Source organism: Tenacibaculum aestuariivivum (genome assembly GCF_964507685.1).
GTDB classification, from domain to species: domain Bacteria; phylum Bacteroidota; class Bacteroidia; order Flavobacteriales; family Flavobacteriaceae; genus Polaribacter; species Polaribacter aestuariivivum.
Map to the genome: position 1 here is coordinate 1,776,239 of NZ_OZ208414.1, position 19,434 is coordinate 1,795,672.

Genomic DNA, 19,434 nt, shown 5'->3' on the forward strand with positions numbered 1-19,434 from the left:
ACTATTTTTTACGGTGTATTTAGTTGTTTGTTAGTATTTTGTGTTAATTTAGAGTTGTAATTTTATATTGTATGAAACAACTAACATTCTTTTTGGTTATAATATTTATAACAGAGTACTCTTTTTCACAGTCAAATTCAAAAAAATATAAAATACGTACAATTGCTTTTTATAACCTTGAAAATCTTTTTGATACAATAAATAATGTAGCTAAAAATGATGAAGCAAGTCCTATAATGGAGATTAAGCGAGGTAGATCAAAAATATATAGTGATAAAATTGCTAAATTAGCGAGTGTTATAGAGCAAATAGGGGTAGATAAATCAAATACAAGTCCTACTATTCTTGGAGTAGCAGAGGTAGAAAATAAAAAAGTCCTACAAGATTTAGTGGATTCTCAACCATTGAAACGAAAAAAATACGCAATTATTCATTTTGATTCACCAGATAAACGAGGTATTGATGTTGCTTTATTATATCAAAAAAAATATTTTAAACCAATTCATTTTGAAGTTTTTAATCCTAATATTTATAAAGAAAATAAAAAAATAGACACTCGTGATATACTATGGGTTTCAGGATATTTAGATGATGAGCTAATTCATGTGCTTGTAAATCATTGGCCTTCTCGTAGAGGGGGAGAAGCTAAAAGTAGACCATTACGCGAAAAAGCAGCATATAAAGTAACTCAAATTATAGAAAGAATTAAAGAAAATGATCCAACTCCCAAAATTTTAATTATAGGTGATTTTAATGATGATCCTATAAATACTAGTTTTAAAAAGGTGTTAAAAGTTAAAGGAAATAAACGTAACATAACCAAAAATGATCTTTACAACCCTTTTGAAAATATGTTTCGCCGTGGGTTTAATACTTTAGGATATAGAGATAATATTAATTTATTTGATCAAATAATTATTACCTCTCCATTGTTGGCACTTGATAAAAAAGATTTCAAATCATATAAAATGTTTAAATCTGGTATTTTTAATAAATTATTTTTGACAGAAAAAAAAGGGCGTTATAAAGGATATCCTTTTAGAAGTTTTTCTTACGGTAAATATACAGGTGGTTATAGTGATCATTACCCTGTTTATATGTATTTGATAAAACAGGAGTGATATTTGGTTTGTAGTATATTAATTTTTACATAAATTGTCTAGATAATTATTCATTCTTATTTGAAATAAAGTCCCTTTTAGTAAATCATCTATTTGGCCTAGTTCAATATATGAAACAGCCATGCTTACTTTTTCTGAAGGAGTTTGTAATAAAATTGATTTACAGTTTTTTCCCTTTATACAAGTAGCACAGTTTTTTTGATTTTTAGAATCAATTACTTTTTCTAAAAATTGCTCAATTTCATTTTTAGTTAAATGAAAACCAGTATCTCTAAATATTATTTGAATTAAATGATTGCTAGTGCCTTTCCAACAAAAAGAAATTCCAATTTTATTATCGTATATTTTTATGATGTCTTCCATAATCAGTTTATTAATATGAAAGCAAATATATAATTTATTTAGAATAATTCTAAATAAATTACTTTAAATCTTTTAAAAGCAACTGTATAGAGGTGTTTCCATTCCATGTATTTTCATCTAGTGCGTACACAATATCAAATTCATTTTGAATTAAAGGCATTTTTTTACCTAAATTAAAGCCAATAGCATTGTAAGTTCTTTTATCAGCTCCATAAATAATATTTAATTTTAAATGTGTTTTATCAGCACCAACCTGCTTGCCGTAACCATTATCTCTAACTGATAAGGTTGAAAAAGTAGGTTTCATATTTAGGGGACCAAAAGGGGCCATTTGTTGTATAATTCTATTAAATTTAGGAGATATTTCAGCTAAATCTAATTCGGTATCAATACTAATTTCAGGAATTAATAAATTTTTATCAATACTTTTTGCTACAACTTTTTCAAATTTATTTTTAAAATTTAGATATTGCTCAGGAGCTAAAGTTAAACCTGCTGCATATTTATGACCTCCAAATTGTTCAATAAATTCGGTACATTGTTCTAAGGCATTGTATACATCAAACCCTTTTACTGAACGGGCAGAGGCAGCAAGTTTATTGCCACTTTTTGTGAAAACCAAAGTAGGTCTATAATAAGTCTCAATCAATCTAGATGCTACAATTCCAATAACTCCCTTGTGCCAGTTTTTATCAAAAACAACTGAGGTGAAGTTTGCTTTTTCGTTATTGTTTTCTATTTGAAGTAAGGCTTCTTGTGTAATTTTTTTATCAAGCTCTTTTCTATCTGAATTAAATTTTTCAATTGCAGATGCAAATTCAATAGCCGAATCAAAATCCATTTCAGTTAAAAGTTCTACGGCATAATTACCATGTTTCATTCTACCTGCAGCATTTATTCGCGGAGCAATTATAAAAACAACATCGGTAATGGTTAATTTTTTTTTATCTAATTGATGAATTATTGCTTTAATTCCGTTTCGTGGTTTCGAATTAATTACTTGTAACCCCCAATAAGCTAAAGTTCTATTTTCGCCAGTCATTGGTACAATATCAGCCGCAATTGCAGTAGCTACCAAATCTAAATACGGTATTAAATTATCAATAGTTTGATTTTTTTTTGATGCTAATGCTTGTACTAATTTAAAACCAACACCACAGCCACATAATTCATCATACGGATATTGGCAATCTACTTGCTTCGGATTTAAAACAGCTATAGCTTTCGGAATTTCTTTACCAGGTTTATGGTGATCACAAATAATAAAATCGATATTTTTATTAGCAGCATAAGTAACTTTATCAATGGCTTTAATTCCGCAATCTAAAGCAATAATAAGTGAAAACCCGTTATCATCAGCAAAATCAATACCCATGTAAGATACACCATAACCTTCGGCATATCTATCAGGAATATAGGTGGCAATATTAGGGTGAATTGTTTTTAAATAAGAAGAAAGTAATGAAACAGCGGTTGTTCCGTCTACATCATAATCGCCAAAAACCAAAATATTTTCGTTGTTTGCAATGGCTTTTTCAATACGCAGTACAGCAATATCCATGTCTTTCATTAAAAACGGATCATGCAAGTCGTTTAAAGATGGGCGAAAAAACTGCTTAGCTTTATCAAAAGTATCAATTTTACGTTGTACCAAAATTTTAGCCAATGTTTTTTCAATAGCTAATTCTTTAGCTAATTGATTTACTTTTAATAAATCGGGTTCTTTTTTTAAAGTCCAACGCATTTTTTAATACTTGTTTGTTATTGGTTATGAAAATGTGAAGTAATTTTTATCTCTGCAAATTTTCTAAACATTTCCATTACGCCACAATATTTATCTACTGATAGTTGTACTGCTTTATTAATTTTATCTTCATTTAAATCAGTTCCATAAAAATGATAATCAACTGTAACTATATGATAATACTTTGGGTGTTCTTCGGTTAATTGACCAGTAACCTCCATTTTAAAATCAGTAATTGATGTTCTCATTTTATTTAATAGTGAAATAATATCTAGGCCAGAGCAACCTGCTAAGGCAGATAACATCATTGCTTTAGGTCTTAAGCCATCACCTTTTCCTCCACTTTCTTCTCCAGCATCTATAAAAACTTTATGTCCGCTAGGATTGTCAGTTTCGAATTGCATATTTTCTTTCCAAACTGTTGTAACTGTGTGTGATGCCATATTCTAATTATTTTTTTGTTTCTTGTGTCTGTAAGTTTGTATGTAGCTATAACAATGTTATAGCTACATACAAACTTACAGTAAAAATTTATTAATAAAACATAAGATATGCCATTAGTAACACCATTATCTGCAGATCATGACTCTGAGACGAAAGAATTAGCTAATTTTTTTAATGAAACACTTGGGTTTTGTCCTAATTCAGTTTTAACAATGCAACACCGTCCAGCAATATCAAAAGCTTTTATCAATTTAAATAAAGCTGTTATGGCTAATGAAGGTCGTGTGACTTCTGCTTTAAAAAGAATGATCGCTTGGGTTTCTAGTAATGCTACAGGGTGCAGGTATTGCCAGGCACATGCAATTAGAGCAGCTGAACGTTACGGAGCGGAACAAGAACAATTAGATAATATTTGGGAATATAAAACACATACAGCTTTTTCTGAAGCAGAGCGCGTGGCGTTAGATTTTTCTTTGGCGGCTTCTATGGTTCCTAATATGGTTGATGAAAAAATTAAAGTAGCGTTATATAAATTTTGGAATGAAGGAGAAGTTGTAGAAATGTTAGGTGTTATTTCTTTATTTGGGTATTTAAATAGGTGGAATGATTCTATGGGAACTTCAATAGAAAAAGGAGCTGTTGAAAGCGGAAATAAATACTTAGGAAAGTATGGTTGGGAAAAAGGCAAACATCTTTAAATAACAAAAATGAAAAATGCGAGAAAATTAATTTTCTCGCATTTAATATAGTAGTTAGTAATTATTTACTTTTTTAATAAATCTCTAATTTCAGCTAAAAGATCTTCTTGACTTGGTCCAGCAGGAGCAGCAGCTTCTTCTTTTTTCTTCATTTTATTATATGCTTTAATCATCATAAACATAACAAAACCTACAATAATTAAATTGATAATAGAATCTATCCAGGCACCATACATAATTGCATTTTCAGCTAGAGTTACTTTTCCTGTTGCATCTATAACAGCTTCAGATAATACAAGCTTTTGATCAGTAAAACTAACACCTCCGGTGAATACACCAACAATAGGCATAACAATGTTACTTACAAAACCTTTTACAACAGCTCCTATAGCACCTGCCATTATAACTGCTACTGCAAATTCAATAACATTACCCCCGGTAATAAACTCTTTAAATTCTTTTAACATATTTTTGTTTTTTATATAGTTAATATAATGCAATTTAAGATTTTTTTAATTTTTAACCAATCTTTTTATTCGTTGTGATATTGCTGTAAGTGTTTCATATGGAATGGTTTCGCATTTATGAGCAATATATTCAATGTGCTGTTGATGATTAAACACAACAACTTCGTCACCTTCATTGCATTTTAAATTTGTAACATCAACCATAATCATATCCATACAAACATTTCCTATAATAGGTGCAGGCTGATTATTGATAAAAACAAAACCTTGCTTGTTACCTAGTTTTCTAGAAATTCCGTCAGCATGTCCAACCGGTATTGTAGCACTTCGAGTTGGTTTACTAGCAACAAAAGATCTGTTATAACCTACTGTTTCACCTGGTTGAATTATATGTATTTGAGAGATGATTGATTTTAACGTATGTGTGTTTTTTAATTGAGAAGTTTCATGTTTGTTGTTTCCAAAACCATATAAACCAATACCTATACGAACCATGTCAAACTGAGCTTTTGGATAATTGATAACACCAGAAGTATTTAAAATATGAATCATTGGTTTGTAGCCTAGGTGTTCATAAATTTGTTTAACTATATAAGCGAAGTTATTTATTTGCCCTATAGTAAATTCTTGTTCATTAGGGTCTTCACTTGCTGCTAAATGAGAAAAAATAGATTCTACTTTTATGTTGTTAGATTTTTTTAATTCAGCAATAAGTGCAGGTGTATCAGTATGCCAAAAACCTAGTCTATTTAAACCAGTATTAAACTTAATATGAATAGGGTAGTTCATCAATGGTTTTTCATCTGCTAATTTTAAAAAAGCATCAAATATTTTAAAGTTATATAAGTTTGGTTCTAATCTGTATTTTACAATATCTTTTAAGTTTTGAATCTGTGGATGTAATACTAAAATAGGTGTTTTAATACCTGCTTCTCGTAAAATAATTCCTTCGTTTGAATAAGCTACCGCAAAATAAGCTACTTTATTTTCAAGTAATTTAGCTATTTCAACAGCCTCGCTTCCATAGCCAAAAGCTTTTACAACTGCTAAAATTTTGGTGTCAGCTTTTAATTTTTGCTTAAAATAAGCAAGGTTGTGTAGTATTGATTTTGCATCAATTTCTAAAACGGTCACATGGTTATTCATTAGGTGTATTTTGTTTCTTATTATGTTGTTTTTGCATTGCTTTGTAATAAGCAGCACTACTTAAAGGTTCATATTCTTGGTTTTCACCAAGTAAAACTAAACTATTATTTGTAGCTTTCCTATAGCTATAATTAGCTAAGTTTCCAGTTTTTGTGCAAACAGCATGTACTTTTGTAATGTACTCAGCAGTAGCCATTAAAGCAGGCATTGGTCCGAAAGGGTTTCCTTTATAGTCCATATCTAAACCGGCTACAATTACACGAACACCTCTATTAGCTAAATCGTTACAAACAGCTACTATTTCTTTATCAAAAAATTGAGCTTCATCAATACCTATGACATCTACATTATTTGCTAATAGTCTAATATTTGATGAGCAAGGAACAGGTGTTGATCTAATTTTTGTAGCATTATGAGAAACCACATTGTTTTCATGATAACGAGTATCTATTGCTGGTTTAAAAATTTCAACACGTTGTTTTGCAAATTGCGCACGTTTAAGCCTACGAATTAATTCTTCAGTTTTACCAGAGAACATAGAGCCACATATAACTTCAATCCAGCCAAATTGTTCTGTGTGGTTTACAGTATTTTCAAGAAACATTTTGTAATTTTAGGCGCTAATTATTGATTTTTGTGTTACTTTCGAATAAGGAACAAATTTATTAAAATTTAATAGTAAAAATTAAAATCAAAGAACAACTTATGCACAAAAAACTAGCATCAGATTTAACTAGTATAGCACACAGTATTTTACAGATGAAAAATAAGGAGGATGTGTTTGTGTTAAAGCAGAAAGCATATGAAGTTTATGAAAAACTATCAGTTTTAGCATATGTAGAAGAATATATAAATAATACACCTAATTCATCTAAAACAAAAGAACAATTATTAAATTCTATTTTGTTAGCTGAAAAAAATAGGATAGAAAAAAGTAATAGTATTACGCATATAGTAGAGGATAACAAAATAATAAATCAATTAGATCAAGCGCCTATAGTAGCAGTTACTAAGTATAAAGATGAGGATGAAGTAAAGTTTGGTCAAGATGTTGAAAATACTTTAGAAAGTAATAAAGAAGTTAAAAAGGAGGTTGATTTTAATGAGCAATCTGAAATAGCGTTAGATGATGAATTAACTAGTACGAACTCTAAACAATTAGACAAGCAATCAGTTGTTGAATTAAATCAATCTAATCAGCAAAGTGTAAGTTCTCACAAAGACTTACATGAGCGTGTTGATGAAAAGTTAAAAGATGCAATAGATCAAAGTATTGATGAGATAGTAGCAAGTAAAGTAGCTTTAGAAGAAGTAGAAAAAATAATAGAGCAACCATTTGATGAAATAGAGGAATTGCTATTTAAGGATGCTGATGTTAAGAGTAACTTAGAAGAGGAAGTTGAAAAAAAAGCACCTACTCTTGAAGAGGAGTTGTACGGAACAATATCTGTAGATATAATGGCTGATTTATTTGAGAAAAGAGATGTTAAAAAATCATTAAACGATCATTTACAAAGTAGTATTCAAATAGATTTAAATGATAGAATTGTTTTTGTAAAGCATTTATTTGATGGTAATCAAAATGATTTTAACAGGGTTGTGTCACAACTTAATACTTTTAAAACTGATGCAGATGCTAAAAATTTTATTTTCAAAATGATTAAACCAGATTATGATTGGACAGGAAAGGAAGAGTATGAAACACGTTTGTTAGAAATAATTGAAAGAAGATTTGCCTAAATATAACTGAAAATGAATAATGATAAAAAAGAGCAGAAGTATATCTTTTGTATGAAATGGGGTACTCTATATGGGGCAGAATATGTAAATAGGCTATATTCTATGGTAAGTAAGAATTTATCATATAAATTTAAAATGGTTTGTTTTACTGATGATAGAAATGGTATTATTGATGAGGTTGATTGTTATGATATTCCTCAAATGGGTATCCGTACTGATATTCCTGAAAGAATGTGGAAAAAGCTAACAACATTAAAAAGTGATTTATACGGGTTGAAAGGAACGGCTCTTTTTTTAGATTTAGATATTGTTATAGTAGATAATATTGACTGTTTTTTTGATGTTGATGGTGTTTTTAGAATAATAAAAGACCATAGTTGGAGGTCTTGGAGAATTACCGGAAACTCATCTGTTTATCGTTTTGAAATAGGTAAGCATGGTTATGTTTTTGATGATTTTTTAAAGAATTTTGAAGAGATAAGAAAAATTCATAGAAATGAACAAGAATATTTAACGCATAGTATTAATGATAATTCAAAACTAGAATATTGGCCAAAGCAATGGTGTCCTAGTTTTAAATATGACTGTGTTTCTCGGTTTCCATTAGCGTTTTGGAAAAAACCAACAATACCAAAAGGTTCAAAAATTATTATTTTTCATGGAGAAATCAATCCGCATAAAGCTATAAAAGGAGGAAGAGGTAAGTGGTACAGGTATGTTAGGTCTGCACCATGGGTTGAGCAATATTGGCAATAATACTCTATGTTTTTTTGTTAAGTGCGTTTGCTAGATTTGGCTTCTAGTATTAATGATAATAATCAGTTTAATTAGAGTTAAGAAATAGTAACGTCTTAACTCTAATTTAATTTAAAAGTATTATATTTTAAATGTAAGAACAGGTTTTAGTACATTTTTAGATAAATTTATAGATATACTTTCATTAAAAAAACGAGATAAACCACTTCTTCCATGTGTTGCTAATGAAACCATGTCAATATTATTTTCATTAGAAAAATTTAATATTCCGTTTTGTATTGATGTGTCATTATATACATTTATGGAATAATTTTTGATTTTATATTTTTCTACAAAATCTTTTATTTTATTTTTAGAATCCGTGCTGTTTTCAAATTTTTGAGGGGTATTAACTTTTAAAAAGTAAATTTCGCTGTCAAATTTGTTTGCAAAATTTAAAAAACCTTCAAGAGCTTTCTCTTCATTATTTTCAAAAGTAGACGCAAAAACAAGTTTGTTAAACTCAAAGTTGTCGTTGTCTTTTTTAGTTATAATTACTGGTATTTCTGAATTTCTAACTGTTTTTTCAGTATTCGAACCAATTAATATTTCTTCTAAAGCAGTTTGTCCTTTAGATCCCATAATAATTAAATCTGCATTAATTTTTTTAGCATAATCTCTAATACCTTCATAAGGGTTTTGAAAACGAATAGCATGATGAATATTGTCTAGTTCTGAAAAGAATGTTTTTTTATAACTAAGTAATTTGTCTTTAATTTTTCTAATATATAACATGCTTTCTGGAATACTTACATTTGTGCCAGATCCCATGTCTTTAAAGCCACTAGGTAACTCTACCATATGTACTAAATGTATTTCACTATTAGTTTTCAATGCTACTTTTTGAGCTAGTTTACAAGCGTATTCAGAATGTTTTGAAAAATCTACAGGGAGTACAATTTTTTTCATAGTAAAAAGGTTTTATATAATTAATAGTTTATTAATATACGAAAAATATTCTAAACTAGAAAACTTAAAGACACTTGCGTGTTAATGAATAACTTACTATATTTGCACCAAATTTATTAATTAGATAGATGAAGGGGACGTGAGTCCCCTCTTTTTATACCTTAGGATGGATCAAGAAAAAGTTAAAGAATTATTACAAGAAGCACTACAAGAAAATGAATCATTATATTTGATTGATTTACAGTTTTTAGCAAACAGTAAGATTAAGGTTATTGTTGATGGTGATTCAGGCGTTTCTTTGAGTGAGTGTATGCGTATTAGTAGAAAAATAGAGCATAATTTAGATAGAGAGGAAGAAGATTTTTCATTAGAGGTAACAACGCCTGATATTGCGCACCCTCTTACTGTTAATCGTCAATATAAAAAGAATATCAATAGAATTCTAAAAGTTAAAACATTAACTGAAGAATTTGAAGGTACATTAACTGAAGTAACTGATGATCATATTATGTTATTTTGGAAAGCAAGGGAGCCAAAGCCGATAGGTAAAGGTAAGCATACGGTAGATAAAACAAAAGTTTTGACGTATGAAGAGATTATAGAAGCAAAAGTGAAGATCATATTTTAATAAGAGAATGAAATGGAAAATATTGCGTTAATTGAGTCATTTTCAGAGTTTAAAGATAATAAAAGTATAGATAGAGTAACTCTAATGTCTATCTTAGAAGAAGTGTTTCGTGCTGCGCTTAAACGTAGGTTTGGATCAGATGAAAACTTTGATATAATTATAAATCCAGATAAAGGAGATTTAGAAATTTGGAGAAATAGAGTTGTAGTTGCAGATGGGTTTTCAGAAGATGATAATGAAGAAATAGAGCTTGCAGAAGCTAGAAGAATTGAACCTGATTTTGAAATAGGTGAAGACGTATCAGAGGAGGTGAAGTTAATAGATTTAGGAAGACGTTCAATTTTAGCATTACGCCAAAACTTAATATCTAAAATACAAGAACACGATAGTACCAATATCTTTAAACATTTTAAAGATTTAGAAGGAGAAATATATAGTGCAGAAGTACATCATATTCGTCATAATGCCGTAATTTTGTTGGATGATGAAGGAAATGAAATTGTTTTGCCAAAAAGCGAGCAAATTCGTTCAGACTTTTTTAGAAAAGGAGATTCTGTTCGTGGAGTTATAAAATCAGTAGAATTAAGAGGTAATAAACCTGCTATAATTTTATCAAGAACTTCACCTGCATTTTTGGTGAAGTTGTTTGAGCAAGAAATTCCTGAGGTTTTCGATGGGCTAATTACCATTGAAGGTGTAGCTAGAATTCCTGGAGATAAAGCAAAAGTTGCTGTCGATTCTTACGATGATAGAATTGATCCTGTAGGAGCTTGTGTAGGCGTAAAAGGATCTCGTATTCATGGAATAGTTCGTGAGTTAGGAAATGAAAATATTGATGTAATTAATTATACTAAAAATGAAGCATTATTCGTTGCAAGAGCATTAAGTCCTGCTAAAGTAACATCAGTAGATATAAAGCCTTACGATGAAGAGAAAAATGGTAAAAAAGGTCGTGTAAGCGTACTTTTAAAACCAGAAGAAGTATCAAAAGCAATTGGTAGGTCTGGTGTGAATATTCGTTTAGCCAGTGAGTTAACAGGCTATGAAATAGATGTTCAGCGTGAAGGAATTGAAGAGGAAGATGTTGAGTTAACAGAATTTTCTGATGAAATAGAAGCTTGGGTAATAGCTGAATTTAAGAAAATAGGTTTAGATACAGCAAAAAGTGTTCTCGAAAAAGATGTGTCAATGTTAGTTCAAAGAACAGATTTGGAGGAAGAAACAATCTTAGATGTTCAAAGAGTTTTAAGAGAAGAATTCGAAGAATAAGCGATATATAGGAAATCAGTCTCCTGCTAAATTGATGATAATCAATACAAAATCTGATAAAAAAAGAAAAAGGACATAACTACACTAACAGGTAAAGTGTGTTTTTTGAATATAAAGTATAAAATAATTTATGGCTGAAGGCAACAAATTAATAAGACTTAATAAAGTATTAAGAGAATTAAACATTTCTTTAGATAGAGCTGTAGAACACTTGGCTAAAAAAGGTCATAAAATAGAAGCACGTCCTACTGCTAAAATTTCTGATGCAGAATATCAAATATTATTTGATGGTTTTCAAACAGATAAATCTAAAAAAGTAGCCTCTAAAGAAGTTAGTGAAGAAAAACGTAAAGAGAAAGAAGCTATACGTTTACGTGCTGAAGAAGAACAAGAGAAGAAGAGGTTAGAAGAAGAAACTAAAAAGCATGAAGTTTTAAAAGCCAAAGCTAAAAGATTAGAGTTTAAAACTGTAGGTAAGATTGACGTTAAAACTGGTAAAAAAGTTGAAGACGAAAAAACACCTATAAAAGAAACACCAAAAGAGGTGTTAGAAGCCCCTAAAAAGGAAATACCTGTTCAGGAAACAATTAAAGTTGAAAAGCCGAAAGTTGAAAAGCAAACGGAAAAGGTTGAAATTAATAAAACAGCGCCTGTTAAAAAAACAACTATAAAAATAGAACAGCCTAAAGAAAATAAGATTAAGGAAGTTAAGCCTGAGGTAGTGAAAAGAGAAACACCTAAAAAAGTTGAAGTAAAGGAAGTTAAAAAGGTTGTAGAAACAAAACCTGAGGAAATTAAGGCTGAGAAACCTGTTGAGGTTACAGCTGAAAATGCTGAGAAATTAAAAACGCAGTATAAAAAACTTGACGGTCCTAAAATTACGGGTATAAAAATTGATTTAAAACAATTTGAAAGACCTAAAAAGAAGAAACCAGATGCTAAGGCAGATGTAGATAAAAGAAAACGTAAACGAATTAGCAAGCCAGGTACTGCTAAACCTGGAACACCAGCCAGACCATCACAAAGTAGAGGTACGGCTCGAGGAGGAGCTGCTCGTACACCTTATAGAGGTAGAGTGGCTCAAAGACCAGCAGTTAAAAAAGAAGAGCCTACAGAAGCAGAAGTACAAAAACAAGTACGTGAGACTTTAGAAAGACTTCAAGGTAAATCTAAAAGAGGTAAAGGAGCTAAATACCGTAGAAATAAAAGAGATGCTCATAGAGAACATACTGAAGCAGAATTAGAAGCTCAAGCTTTAGATAACAAAATATTAAAAGTAACAGAATTTGTTACTGTAAGTGAAGTTGCTACGATGATGGATGTTCCAGTAACAAATATTATCTCTTCATGTATGATGTTAGGGATGATGGTAACAATGAATCAACGTTTAGATGCTGAAACATTAGTTATTGTTGCTGAAGAATTTAATTATAAGGTAGAGTTCGTTGGAGCGGAAGTTGAAGAGTCTATTGAAGAGGTTATAGATAAACCAGAAGATTTAATAACACGTGCACCAATTATTACAGTAATGGGACACGTTGATCATGGTAAAACATCATTATTAGATTACATTCGTAAGGCTAATGTAATTGATGGAGAATCTGGAGGTATAACACAGCATATTGGAGCATATTCAGTACAAGTTGGAAATCAAAAAATCGCATTTTTAGATACACCAGGTCACGAAGCTTTTACGGCAATGCGTGCTCGTGGAGCTCAAGTAACAGATCTAGTAATTATTGTAGTTGCGGCGGATGATGATGTAATGCCTCAAACAAAAGAGGCAATATCTCATGCTCAAGCAGCCGGCGTTCCAATCATATTTGCAATTAATAAGATTGATAAACCAAATGCAAACCCAGATAATGTTAAAACTCAGTTATCTTCAATGAATTTATTAATTGAAGAATGGGGAGGTAATATTCAATCGCAAGATATTTCTGCTAAGACAGGGGAAGGTATTCCTGATTTATTAGAGAAAGTTTTATTAGAAGCTGAAATTTTAGAGTTAAAAGCAAATCCTAATAAAAATGCAACAGGAGCTGTAGTTGAAGCATTATTAGATAAAGGTAGAGGGTATGTATCTACAATTCTAGTACAAGCAGGTACTTTAAAAATTGGAGATTATATATTAGCAGGTAAGCATAGTGGTAAAGTTAGAGCTATGTTTGATGATAAAGGTAAAAAAGTATTAGCAGCAGGGCCATCAACCCCTGTATCTATTTTAGGGTTAGATGGAGCACCACAGGCAGGTGATAAGTTTAATGTATTTGAAGATGAGCGTGAAGCTAAACAAATAGCAGCAAAACGTTCTCAATTACAACGTGAACAATCTGTAAGAACTCAAAAAACATTAACATTAGCTGAAATTGGTCGTAGAATAGCGTTAGGTGATTTTAAAGAATTAAACATTATTTTAAAAGGAGATGTAGATGGTTCGGTAGAAGCTTTAACAGATTCATTCCAAAAATTATCAACCGAAGAAATTCAAGTAAATATTTTACATAAAGGAGTTGGTGCAATTACAGAATCTGATGTATTATTAGCAACTGCTTCTGATGCTATTATTGTTGGGTTTAATGTACGTCCACAAGGTAATGCTCGTGTAGTAGCAGATAGAGAAGAGGTTGATATTAGAACTTATTCTATTATATATGATGCTATTAATGACCTTAAAGATGCTATGGAAGGAATGTTATCTCCTGATATGAAAGAAGAAATTTTAGGTAACGTTGAAATTAGAGAAGTATATAAAATTTCAAAAGTTGGTAACATTGCAGGTTGTATGGTAATAAGTGGTAAAATTACTAGAGATGCTAAAATTCGTATTATTAGAGACGGAATTGTAGTGCATGATGGATTATTAACTTCATTAAAACGTTTTAAAGACGATGTTAAAGAAGTAACTAAAGGTTATGATTGTGGTGTTCAAATAAAAGGATATAATGATATTATAGAAGGTGATGTAATTGAAGCTTATACTGAAATAGCAGTTAAGAAAAAGCTTAAATAAATCATTTAAAAATAAAGTAATAAAAAGACACCTTTAAAGAGGTGTCTTTTTTTGTGCGTAATATATTATAAAATAGGCTATTTCTCTAAGTGTATTTTTTTTACTATAAAATAAGAATTATACATAATTATTAATGTAGCTTTATAAGTTTAATAATAAGCTAGATATTTATTAATTAGTTTTTTTAAATAGACTATTTTCTTGTACTCTTTAATATTTGCTTAAAAAATAGTTTAAGATCCTCTAAGAGGCTCAATTTTATTTGTCATAGGATCTAAATGATTTATAATATCTTTACATATTGCCATAATTCGTGTTTGTCAATAATATTCTGTAACTTATCTTCAAAATAATGATGTTTTTTATTAATTTATACTTTGCTATTAAATAGCATTATTAGTGTTATGATTATTACTATAATAGATTATTTAACAATCTTAAATATTTTACTATGAACATATTAATGACTAGAAAATTACTTTAATAGTTATTCATTTTTAAACTTACTAATTCTATTTTTAATTCCCTTTTCTATGAGAGTTTCTTATAATTATCATAATAAACTCTCATAATTTATTATCTCTCATATTGTTATTCCTGCACCAAAAAAATTAAGTTTTATTTGAATCATTAATTTTTAACTACGTGTGATATTTCATACTTTGTTAAAAAATAAGTATTTTTCTCTCTTTTTAGAATATAAAAAGTTAGACTAAATTTATGTATAATTGTGTATCTAAGTTTAAGTTAGATAACTAATTTTTTTTATGAAGTTGCAATTTTATTTTTTCAAACAGTTCATTATAATTATAACATTTGAGTAATTATTCATAAAGTTAAAAGTTATTTAGATGATTTTATTTATAAGAAATAAAAAATCCAGAAAAGCTTAGCTTTTCTGGATTAATAAAGGTATTCTAAAAATTTTATATTTGTCTTTAATTTTTATTCTCTAGTCCAACCTGCTCCCCAAGTAGCGTAATCTGTACCTGTTGCGTTATTATTTTCAGATAGAAAATCAGTTTCAGAAAAAGCAACACCTGTATCATTTTTTACTTTAACAGTTACATCATCAAATTTAACATTGGTAGCTTTTAAATTTCCTTCAGTAACACCTTTACCAGTAGGATTATCTGTTGCATCACCATCAAGATCAAAACCTTCTTCAAAACCAACTAATAAAATGTTTGTAAATATACCTTGAGTACCTGCTCTTAAACGAATAGCTTCATTACCTGTTCCTGATCCTAACCCTTCAATAGTAACATTTGTTACTGTTGGTTTTGAAAAGAATTTATTTGTAGATAAGTTACCTATGTCAGTATTATAACCATCACATTCAAATCCTTTATCATGATCAGTACCATGTTTTACATAAGCATTTGTAATAGTTCCTGAATACCCTTCAGTCCAATCAATAGAGTCGTCTTCTGCATTAACTACAGAAACATTACTAACGTTTACTGTACCTCCAAAAAATTCAACTCCATCATCTTTTCCTTCAAACATTTGAATATATTCTACAGTAGTTTTATTACCTACGCCGTAGAAAGAAAATCCATTATTTTCAGAGGAACCATCAGCCTTACCACCTGAATATTCTACTCTTACATATCGTAATATACCTGAGTTATCATCTGAAATAGAACCACCATATGGTAAGCTTGCAATTTCTGAAGTAGAAGTATTATCACCACCAGTAACTGAGTTTATAGGTGCTTTACCTAATAAGATTAAGCCTCCCCAATCACCAGCGTTTTGAGTTGTTGCATTGGATGTAAAAATAATAGGTTGATTAGATGTTCCTTCTGCTATAATTTTTGCACCTTGAGCAATTGCTAAATAAACATCTGCACCTGTTGCAGCTGCTTTTATAATTGTTCCAGCAGGTATTGTTAATGTAGCACCGTCTTCAATAATTACAGGGCCAGTTATTAAGTAAGACTTGCTAGCATCTAACATTAAATTATTAGCATAATTTCCTTTTAACTCAATTGATAAATTTGTATCAGGGTTACCATCTCCATTGGTGTTATTAGTAACACTGTTATCATTAATAATAATGTCTGCAGTTTCATCATCTCCACAAGATGTTAATAAAGTAGCAGCTAAAGCTAATCCTAGTAAAAAATTATTTTTCATCGTTTTAAATTTAATTGTATTTTAAGTTATAATATGTTATTAAAATTTATATTTAAGACCTAAGCTAATATTTGTACCTCTTTTATATTGTGATAAAACAACATCGCCTATTGGTGTTTTTTCTCGTACTCTTTTTATTGAAGGGTCTAAAATGTTTTTAGCTTTTAATGTTATATCCCATTTATCACCAAATTTATTTTTCCATACAAAGTCTAAATTAGGAACTCCCTTTTCTATAATATTTCCTAAGCTACCAGCACCAAGAGCATCAATTCTGTCAGAGAAGTATGAGAAAACTAAAGAGGTAATTGGCGTGTAATTTTTATAATGTGTTGGTGTATAGTTGATGTTTGCATTTATTAAGAATGGAGATGCTCCTTGTAATTCATCACTTTTCCTATTAAAATTAGTACTGTAACCAGAAATACCACTTACATTTTCTTTTAAATCTTGGTTTGTATACATGTAAGTAAAGTTGAAGCCAGTAGATAATACACTTATATCATTTTCATCTTTAACTAAATTTTTACGAAGCTCAAGTTCTATACCTGCAACATTTGCCTTATTACCTGATCTAAAATATCGTTGATCTCCAGCTGCACTATTTGCAATAACTAAGTTAACTGGATCATTAATTTGTTTACCGAATATAGCTACAGACATTAATTCGTCTTTGGAAATAAACCATTCATACTTTAAGTCTAAATTAAATATCTTAGAATATGAAGGATTGTTTAGTAAATCTGGATTACCCCCCACTCTTTGTCCAATACCTTCATAAATAAAAGGAGCTACTTCTTTAAATTCAGGTACCGATACTGTTTGACTAAAGTTAAAACGTATATTTTGGTTATTTTTTAAAGCATATTTTACGTTTAGGTTTGGTAAGAAAAATGTTTCAGAAGCGCTTCTTTTACCAGGATCATTAGGGTTAATATTAATTACTTCATATGATATTTCTTGATTAAAAGACTCAGCCCTTACTCCAGGAACAAGCATCCACTTTTCACCGAATTTAATTTCAGCGGATGCAAAACCAGCATGTATATTTAATTGACCATTATAGGTGTTTTCATTTAACCCCGGTAAGCTTACAATATTACTATTCTGAAAACCTGGTAATTGTCTAAACACATCTAGTTTAAATATTTTATTAGTTTGATTTCTAAATATTTGTGCATTATTAATATTGAATACTTCATTTAAGTTGTTAGGATCTTTTACAGTATATTGTTGATTAAGAATGTCGTAACCATATCTAATATTTTTAAAATTTCTTTCCTTTGTTCTTCCGTTATAACCAAAATTATAAGTAACATTTTCATTTGCTTTGTAAGCAATACTAACACGGCTGTTTAATTCCTCATCAATAATTTTCTGGAAATAACGTTGATTATCAAATGAATTATTTGTGTAAAATACAGCGTTTGTATTTGGATCATTATCTAATATGTTTTGAAAATTCTCAATACTTACTCTCTTTCTATCAGGTTCATGAGCAAATACATTATTGTATCCAATACCCCAACTTACTTTTAGTTCATCATTATCAAATTTGTGTTCACCTGTTAATTGATTAACAAAAACTAAATCTTGGTTGTATTGAACATTCATTTGATAAAAACCTTTGTCAGTGTTTCTTAAGGCATCTCTATTTTTACCTAATCCCTTAAATCCATAGTAGCCAACTTCATCGCTAGAGTTGTTTAAGAAAAGAGAAGTGTATTTTATTTTATTCTCACTATTTAGCCTGTATAAAGCGCTTATCATTGCTGTTGTAGAGGTTGAATACTTATATTCTTTTGCATTCGGAAATTCTTTTTTAAATACATTTGAAAAATCAGCTATAGGACCTTCTCTGTATTCAAAATTTCTATCAAAAGAAGCAGTCCCGAATAAACTTAGTCTTGTACCATTTTTAAAATCAAATGATTTACCAGCATTAAAACTAATTGAATTATTAATAGGCGTACCTGTATTTATTGGATCTACACCATGTGAAATTACTACAGAAAAAGGATTATGTTTAAAACGATTATAATAACCAAAGTTACCAGTACCTTCACTTTTTTTAAAATCCTCTCCCATTGCTCTTGAATTTATACCTGAGCCAATACTTAACTCAGCAAACCCTCTACCATTATATTCTTTTGAGGATACGTTTATGTTACCTGCAGCAAAGTCACCGTAAAAATTAGATGAGTATGCTTTACTAATAGAAACGTTTTGAATAATGTCAGAGGGAAATAAATTTAAATCGATATTTTTCTTTGAAATATTATTTGAAGGAAGTGAAAGACCATTAAGAGTTGTATTTAAATACCGATCTCCTAATCCACGAACATATACATTACTAGATCCTTCTTGTTTAGAAACACCTGATATTTTAGCAACTGCACCTGCAGCATTAGAAATACCTTTAGAAGAAAGTTCTTCAGCACCAATACTCTCTTTAATTATTACCGCCTTCTTTTGATCTAGTAATAAAGCACTTGATTTCTCTTTGTTGATAGTTGCTTTTATTTCAACTTCGTCTAAGGCAACACCCTCATTAGCGCCCAGCTCTTGATTTATAATTACGGGTTGATTCAGTTTTACAATAATATTTTTTTCTATTGTTTTATATCCAATAAAACTGAATACTAAAGTTTGATTTCCTAAAGGAACATTCAGGCTATATTTACCGTCCATGTCTGATGTACCTCCAATTGATGTTCCTTTAATAAATACATTAGCGAAAGGTAGTGGTTCTCCATTCATCTCTTTATCGGTAATTGTACCTGATATAGTTCCTTTGTCTTGTGAGAAAACAAAATTACAAAGGCTTAAAAGAGTAATAATTATTAATTTTTTCATTGTGTTTACTTAGTTTCTTAAATACATTGCAAATCTGGTGTTATGTTGTAAAGCTAATGTTAGGTTAAAATTATAGTTATTTTACTAGAGTGTTTATTT

16 protein-coding genes are annotated in these 19,434 nt (G+C 29.7%); 7 read left to right on the top strand and 9 right to left on the bottom strand.

The window, feature by feature from the left end:
* Window positions 1-71: 71 nt before the first annotated feature.
* Window positions 72-1,121, top strand: a complete 1,050-nt coding sequence (locus ACN5J4_RS07805; protein WP_418649452.1) for an endonuclease/exonuclease/phosphatase family protein — start codon at window positions 72-74, stop codon at window positions 1,119-1,121.
* A gap of 18 nt (window positions 1,122-1,139) precedes the next feature.
* Here ACN5J4_RS07805 and ACN5J4_RS07810 read toward each other — a convergent pair whose 3' ends face one another.
* The 3 genes from ACN5J4_RS07810 to ACN5J4_RS07820 are packed head-to-tail and all read right to left on the bottom strand — an operon-like array spanning window position 1,140 to window position 3,671.
* A complete protein-coding gene (locus ACN5J4_RS07810; RefSeq protein ID WP_418649453.1) occupies window positions 1,140-1,484 on the bottom strand; it encodes a hypothetical protein in 345 nt (114 codons plus the stop codon).
* A 58-nt stretch (window positions 1,485-1,542) separates the two neighbouring features.
* The gene (gene recJ / locus ACN5J4_RS07815; RefSeq protein ID WP_418649454.1) at window positions 1,543-3,228 is read right to left on the bottom strand and encodes a single-stranded-DNA-specific exonuclease RecJ; all 1,686 of its coding nucleotides are present in this window, start codon (window positions 3,226-3,228) and stop codon (window positions 1,543-1,545) included.
* Between the two features lie 17 nt (window positions 3,229-3,245).
* Complete coding sequence (locus ACN5J4_RS07820) at window positions 3,246-3,671, bottom strand: OsmC family protein (RefSeq protein ID WP_418649455.1); 426 nt, start codon at window positions 3,669-3,671, stop codon at window positions 3,246-3,248.
* Between the two features lie 108 nt (window positions 3,672-3,779).
* On the opposite strand from ACN5J4_RS07820, the gene ACN5J4_RS07825 reads away from it, so the two are divergent.
* Window positions 3,780-4,370, top strand: coding sequence for a carboxymuconolactone decarboxylase family protein (locus tag ACN5J4_RS07825; RefSeq protein ID WP_418649456.1), 591 nt, complete (start codon window positions 3,780-3,782; stop codon window positions 4,368-4,370).
* A 65-nt stretch (window positions 4,371-4,435) separates the two neighbouring features.
* On the opposite strand, the gene mscL is transcribed toward ACN5J4_RS07825, so the two are convergent.
* The 3 genes from mscL to ACN5J4_RS07840 are packed head-to-tail and all read right to left on the bottom strand — an operon-like array spanning window position 4,436 to window position 6,587.
* Window positions 4,436-4,837 (bottom strand): large conductance mechanosensitive channel protein MscL, encoded by a 402-nt coding sequence (mscL, locus tag ACN5J4_RS07830; protein WP_418649457.1) that lies wholly within the window; start codon window positions 4,835-4,837, stop codon window positions 4,436-4,438.
* Window positions 4,838-4,882: 45 nt separating this feature from the next.
* Window positions 4,883-5,983 (bottom strand): alanine racemase, encoded by a 1,101-nt coding sequence (gene alr / locus ACN5J4_RS07835; protein ID WP_418649458.1) that lies wholly within the window; start codon window positions 5,981-5,983, stop codon window positions 4,883-4,885.
* Window positions 5,976-6,587: a thymidine kinase gene (locus tag ACN5J4_RS07840; RefSeq protein ID WP_418649459.1), complete on the bottom strand. Its 612-nt coding sequence runs from the start codon at window positions 6,585-6,587 to the stop codon at window positions 5,976-5,978. The genes alr and ACN5J4_RS07840 overlap by 8 nt, the downstream gene beginning before the upstream one ends.
* Before the next feature lie 101 nt (window positions 6,588-6,688).
* Between ACN5J4_RS07840 and ACN5J4_RS07845 the strand changes: the two genes are divergently transcribed.
* Both ACN5J4_RS07845 and ACN5J4_RS07850 read left to right on the top strand, forming a co-directional pair.
* The gene (locus ACN5J4_RS07845; protein ID WP_418649460.1) at window positions 6,689-7,723 is read left to right on the top strand and encodes a hypothetical protein; all 1,035 of its coding nucleotides are present in this window, start codon (window positions 6,689-6,691) and stop codon (window positions 7,721-7,723) included.
* A 12-nt stretch (window positions 7,724-7,735) separates the two neighbouring features.
* Window positions 7,736-8,479: a glycosyltransferase gene (locus tag ACN5J4_RS07850; protein WP_418649461.1), complete on the top strand. Its 744-nt coding sequence runs from the start codon at window positions 7,736-7,738 to the stop codon at window positions 8,477-8,479.
* Window positions 8,480-8,599: 120 nt separating this feature from the next.
* Here ACN5J4_RS07850 and ACN5J4_RS07855 read toward each other — a convergent pair whose 3' ends face one another.
* Entirely contained in the window at window positions 8,600-9,427 is an 828-nt protein-coding gene (locus ACN5J4_RS07855) for a universal stress protein (protein ID WP_418649462.1), read from the bottom strand.
* Window positions 9,428-9,593: 166 nt separating this feature from the next.
* Here ACN5J4_RS07855 and rimP point away from each other — a divergent pair, with 166 nt between their 5' ends.
* From rimP to infB, 3 genes are all read left to right on the top strand, one after another.
* Window positions 9,594-10,055 (top strand): ribosome assembly cofactor RimP, encoded by a 462-nt coding sequence (gene rimP, locus ACN5J4_RS07860; protein WP_418649463.1) that lies wholly within the window; start codon window positions 9,594-9,596, stop codon window positions 10,053-10,055.
* 12 nt (window positions 10,056-10,067) lie between these two features.
* On the top strand, window positions 10,068-11,324 hold the full coding sequence (gene nusA / locus ACN5J4_RS07865; protein WP_418649464.1) for a transcription termination factor NusA: 1,257 nt from the start codon (window positions 10,068-10,070) through the stop codon (window positions 11,322-11,324).
* A 130-nt stretch (window positions 11,325-11,454) separates the two neighbouring features.
* Window positions 11,455-14,337 (top strand): translation initiation factor IF-2, encoded by a 2,883-nt coding sequence (gene infB / locus ACN5J4_RS07870; RefSeq protein WP_418649465.1) that lies wholly within the window; start codon window positions 11,455-11,457, stop codon window positions 14,335-14,337.
* Between the two features lie 945 nt (window positions 14,338-15,282).
* Here the strand turns inward: infB and ACN5J4_RS07875 are convergent.
* Together ACN5J4_RS07875 and ACN5J4_RS07880 are read right to left on the bottom strand one after the other, a co-directional pair.
* Window positions 15,283-16,479, bottom strand: a complete 1,197-nt coding sequence (locus ACN5J4_RS07875; protein WP_418649466.1) for a multidrug transporter — start codon at window positions 16,477-16,479, stop codon at window positions 15,283-15,285.
* Between the two features lie 39 nt (window positions 16,480-16,518).
* A complete protein-coding gene (locus ACN5J4_RS07880) occupies window positions 16,519-19,335 on the bottom strand; it encodes a TonB-dependent receptor domain-containing protein (RefSeq protein WP_418649467.1) in 2,817 nt (938 codons plus the stop codon).
* Window positions 19,336-19,434: the final 99 nt, after the last annotated feature.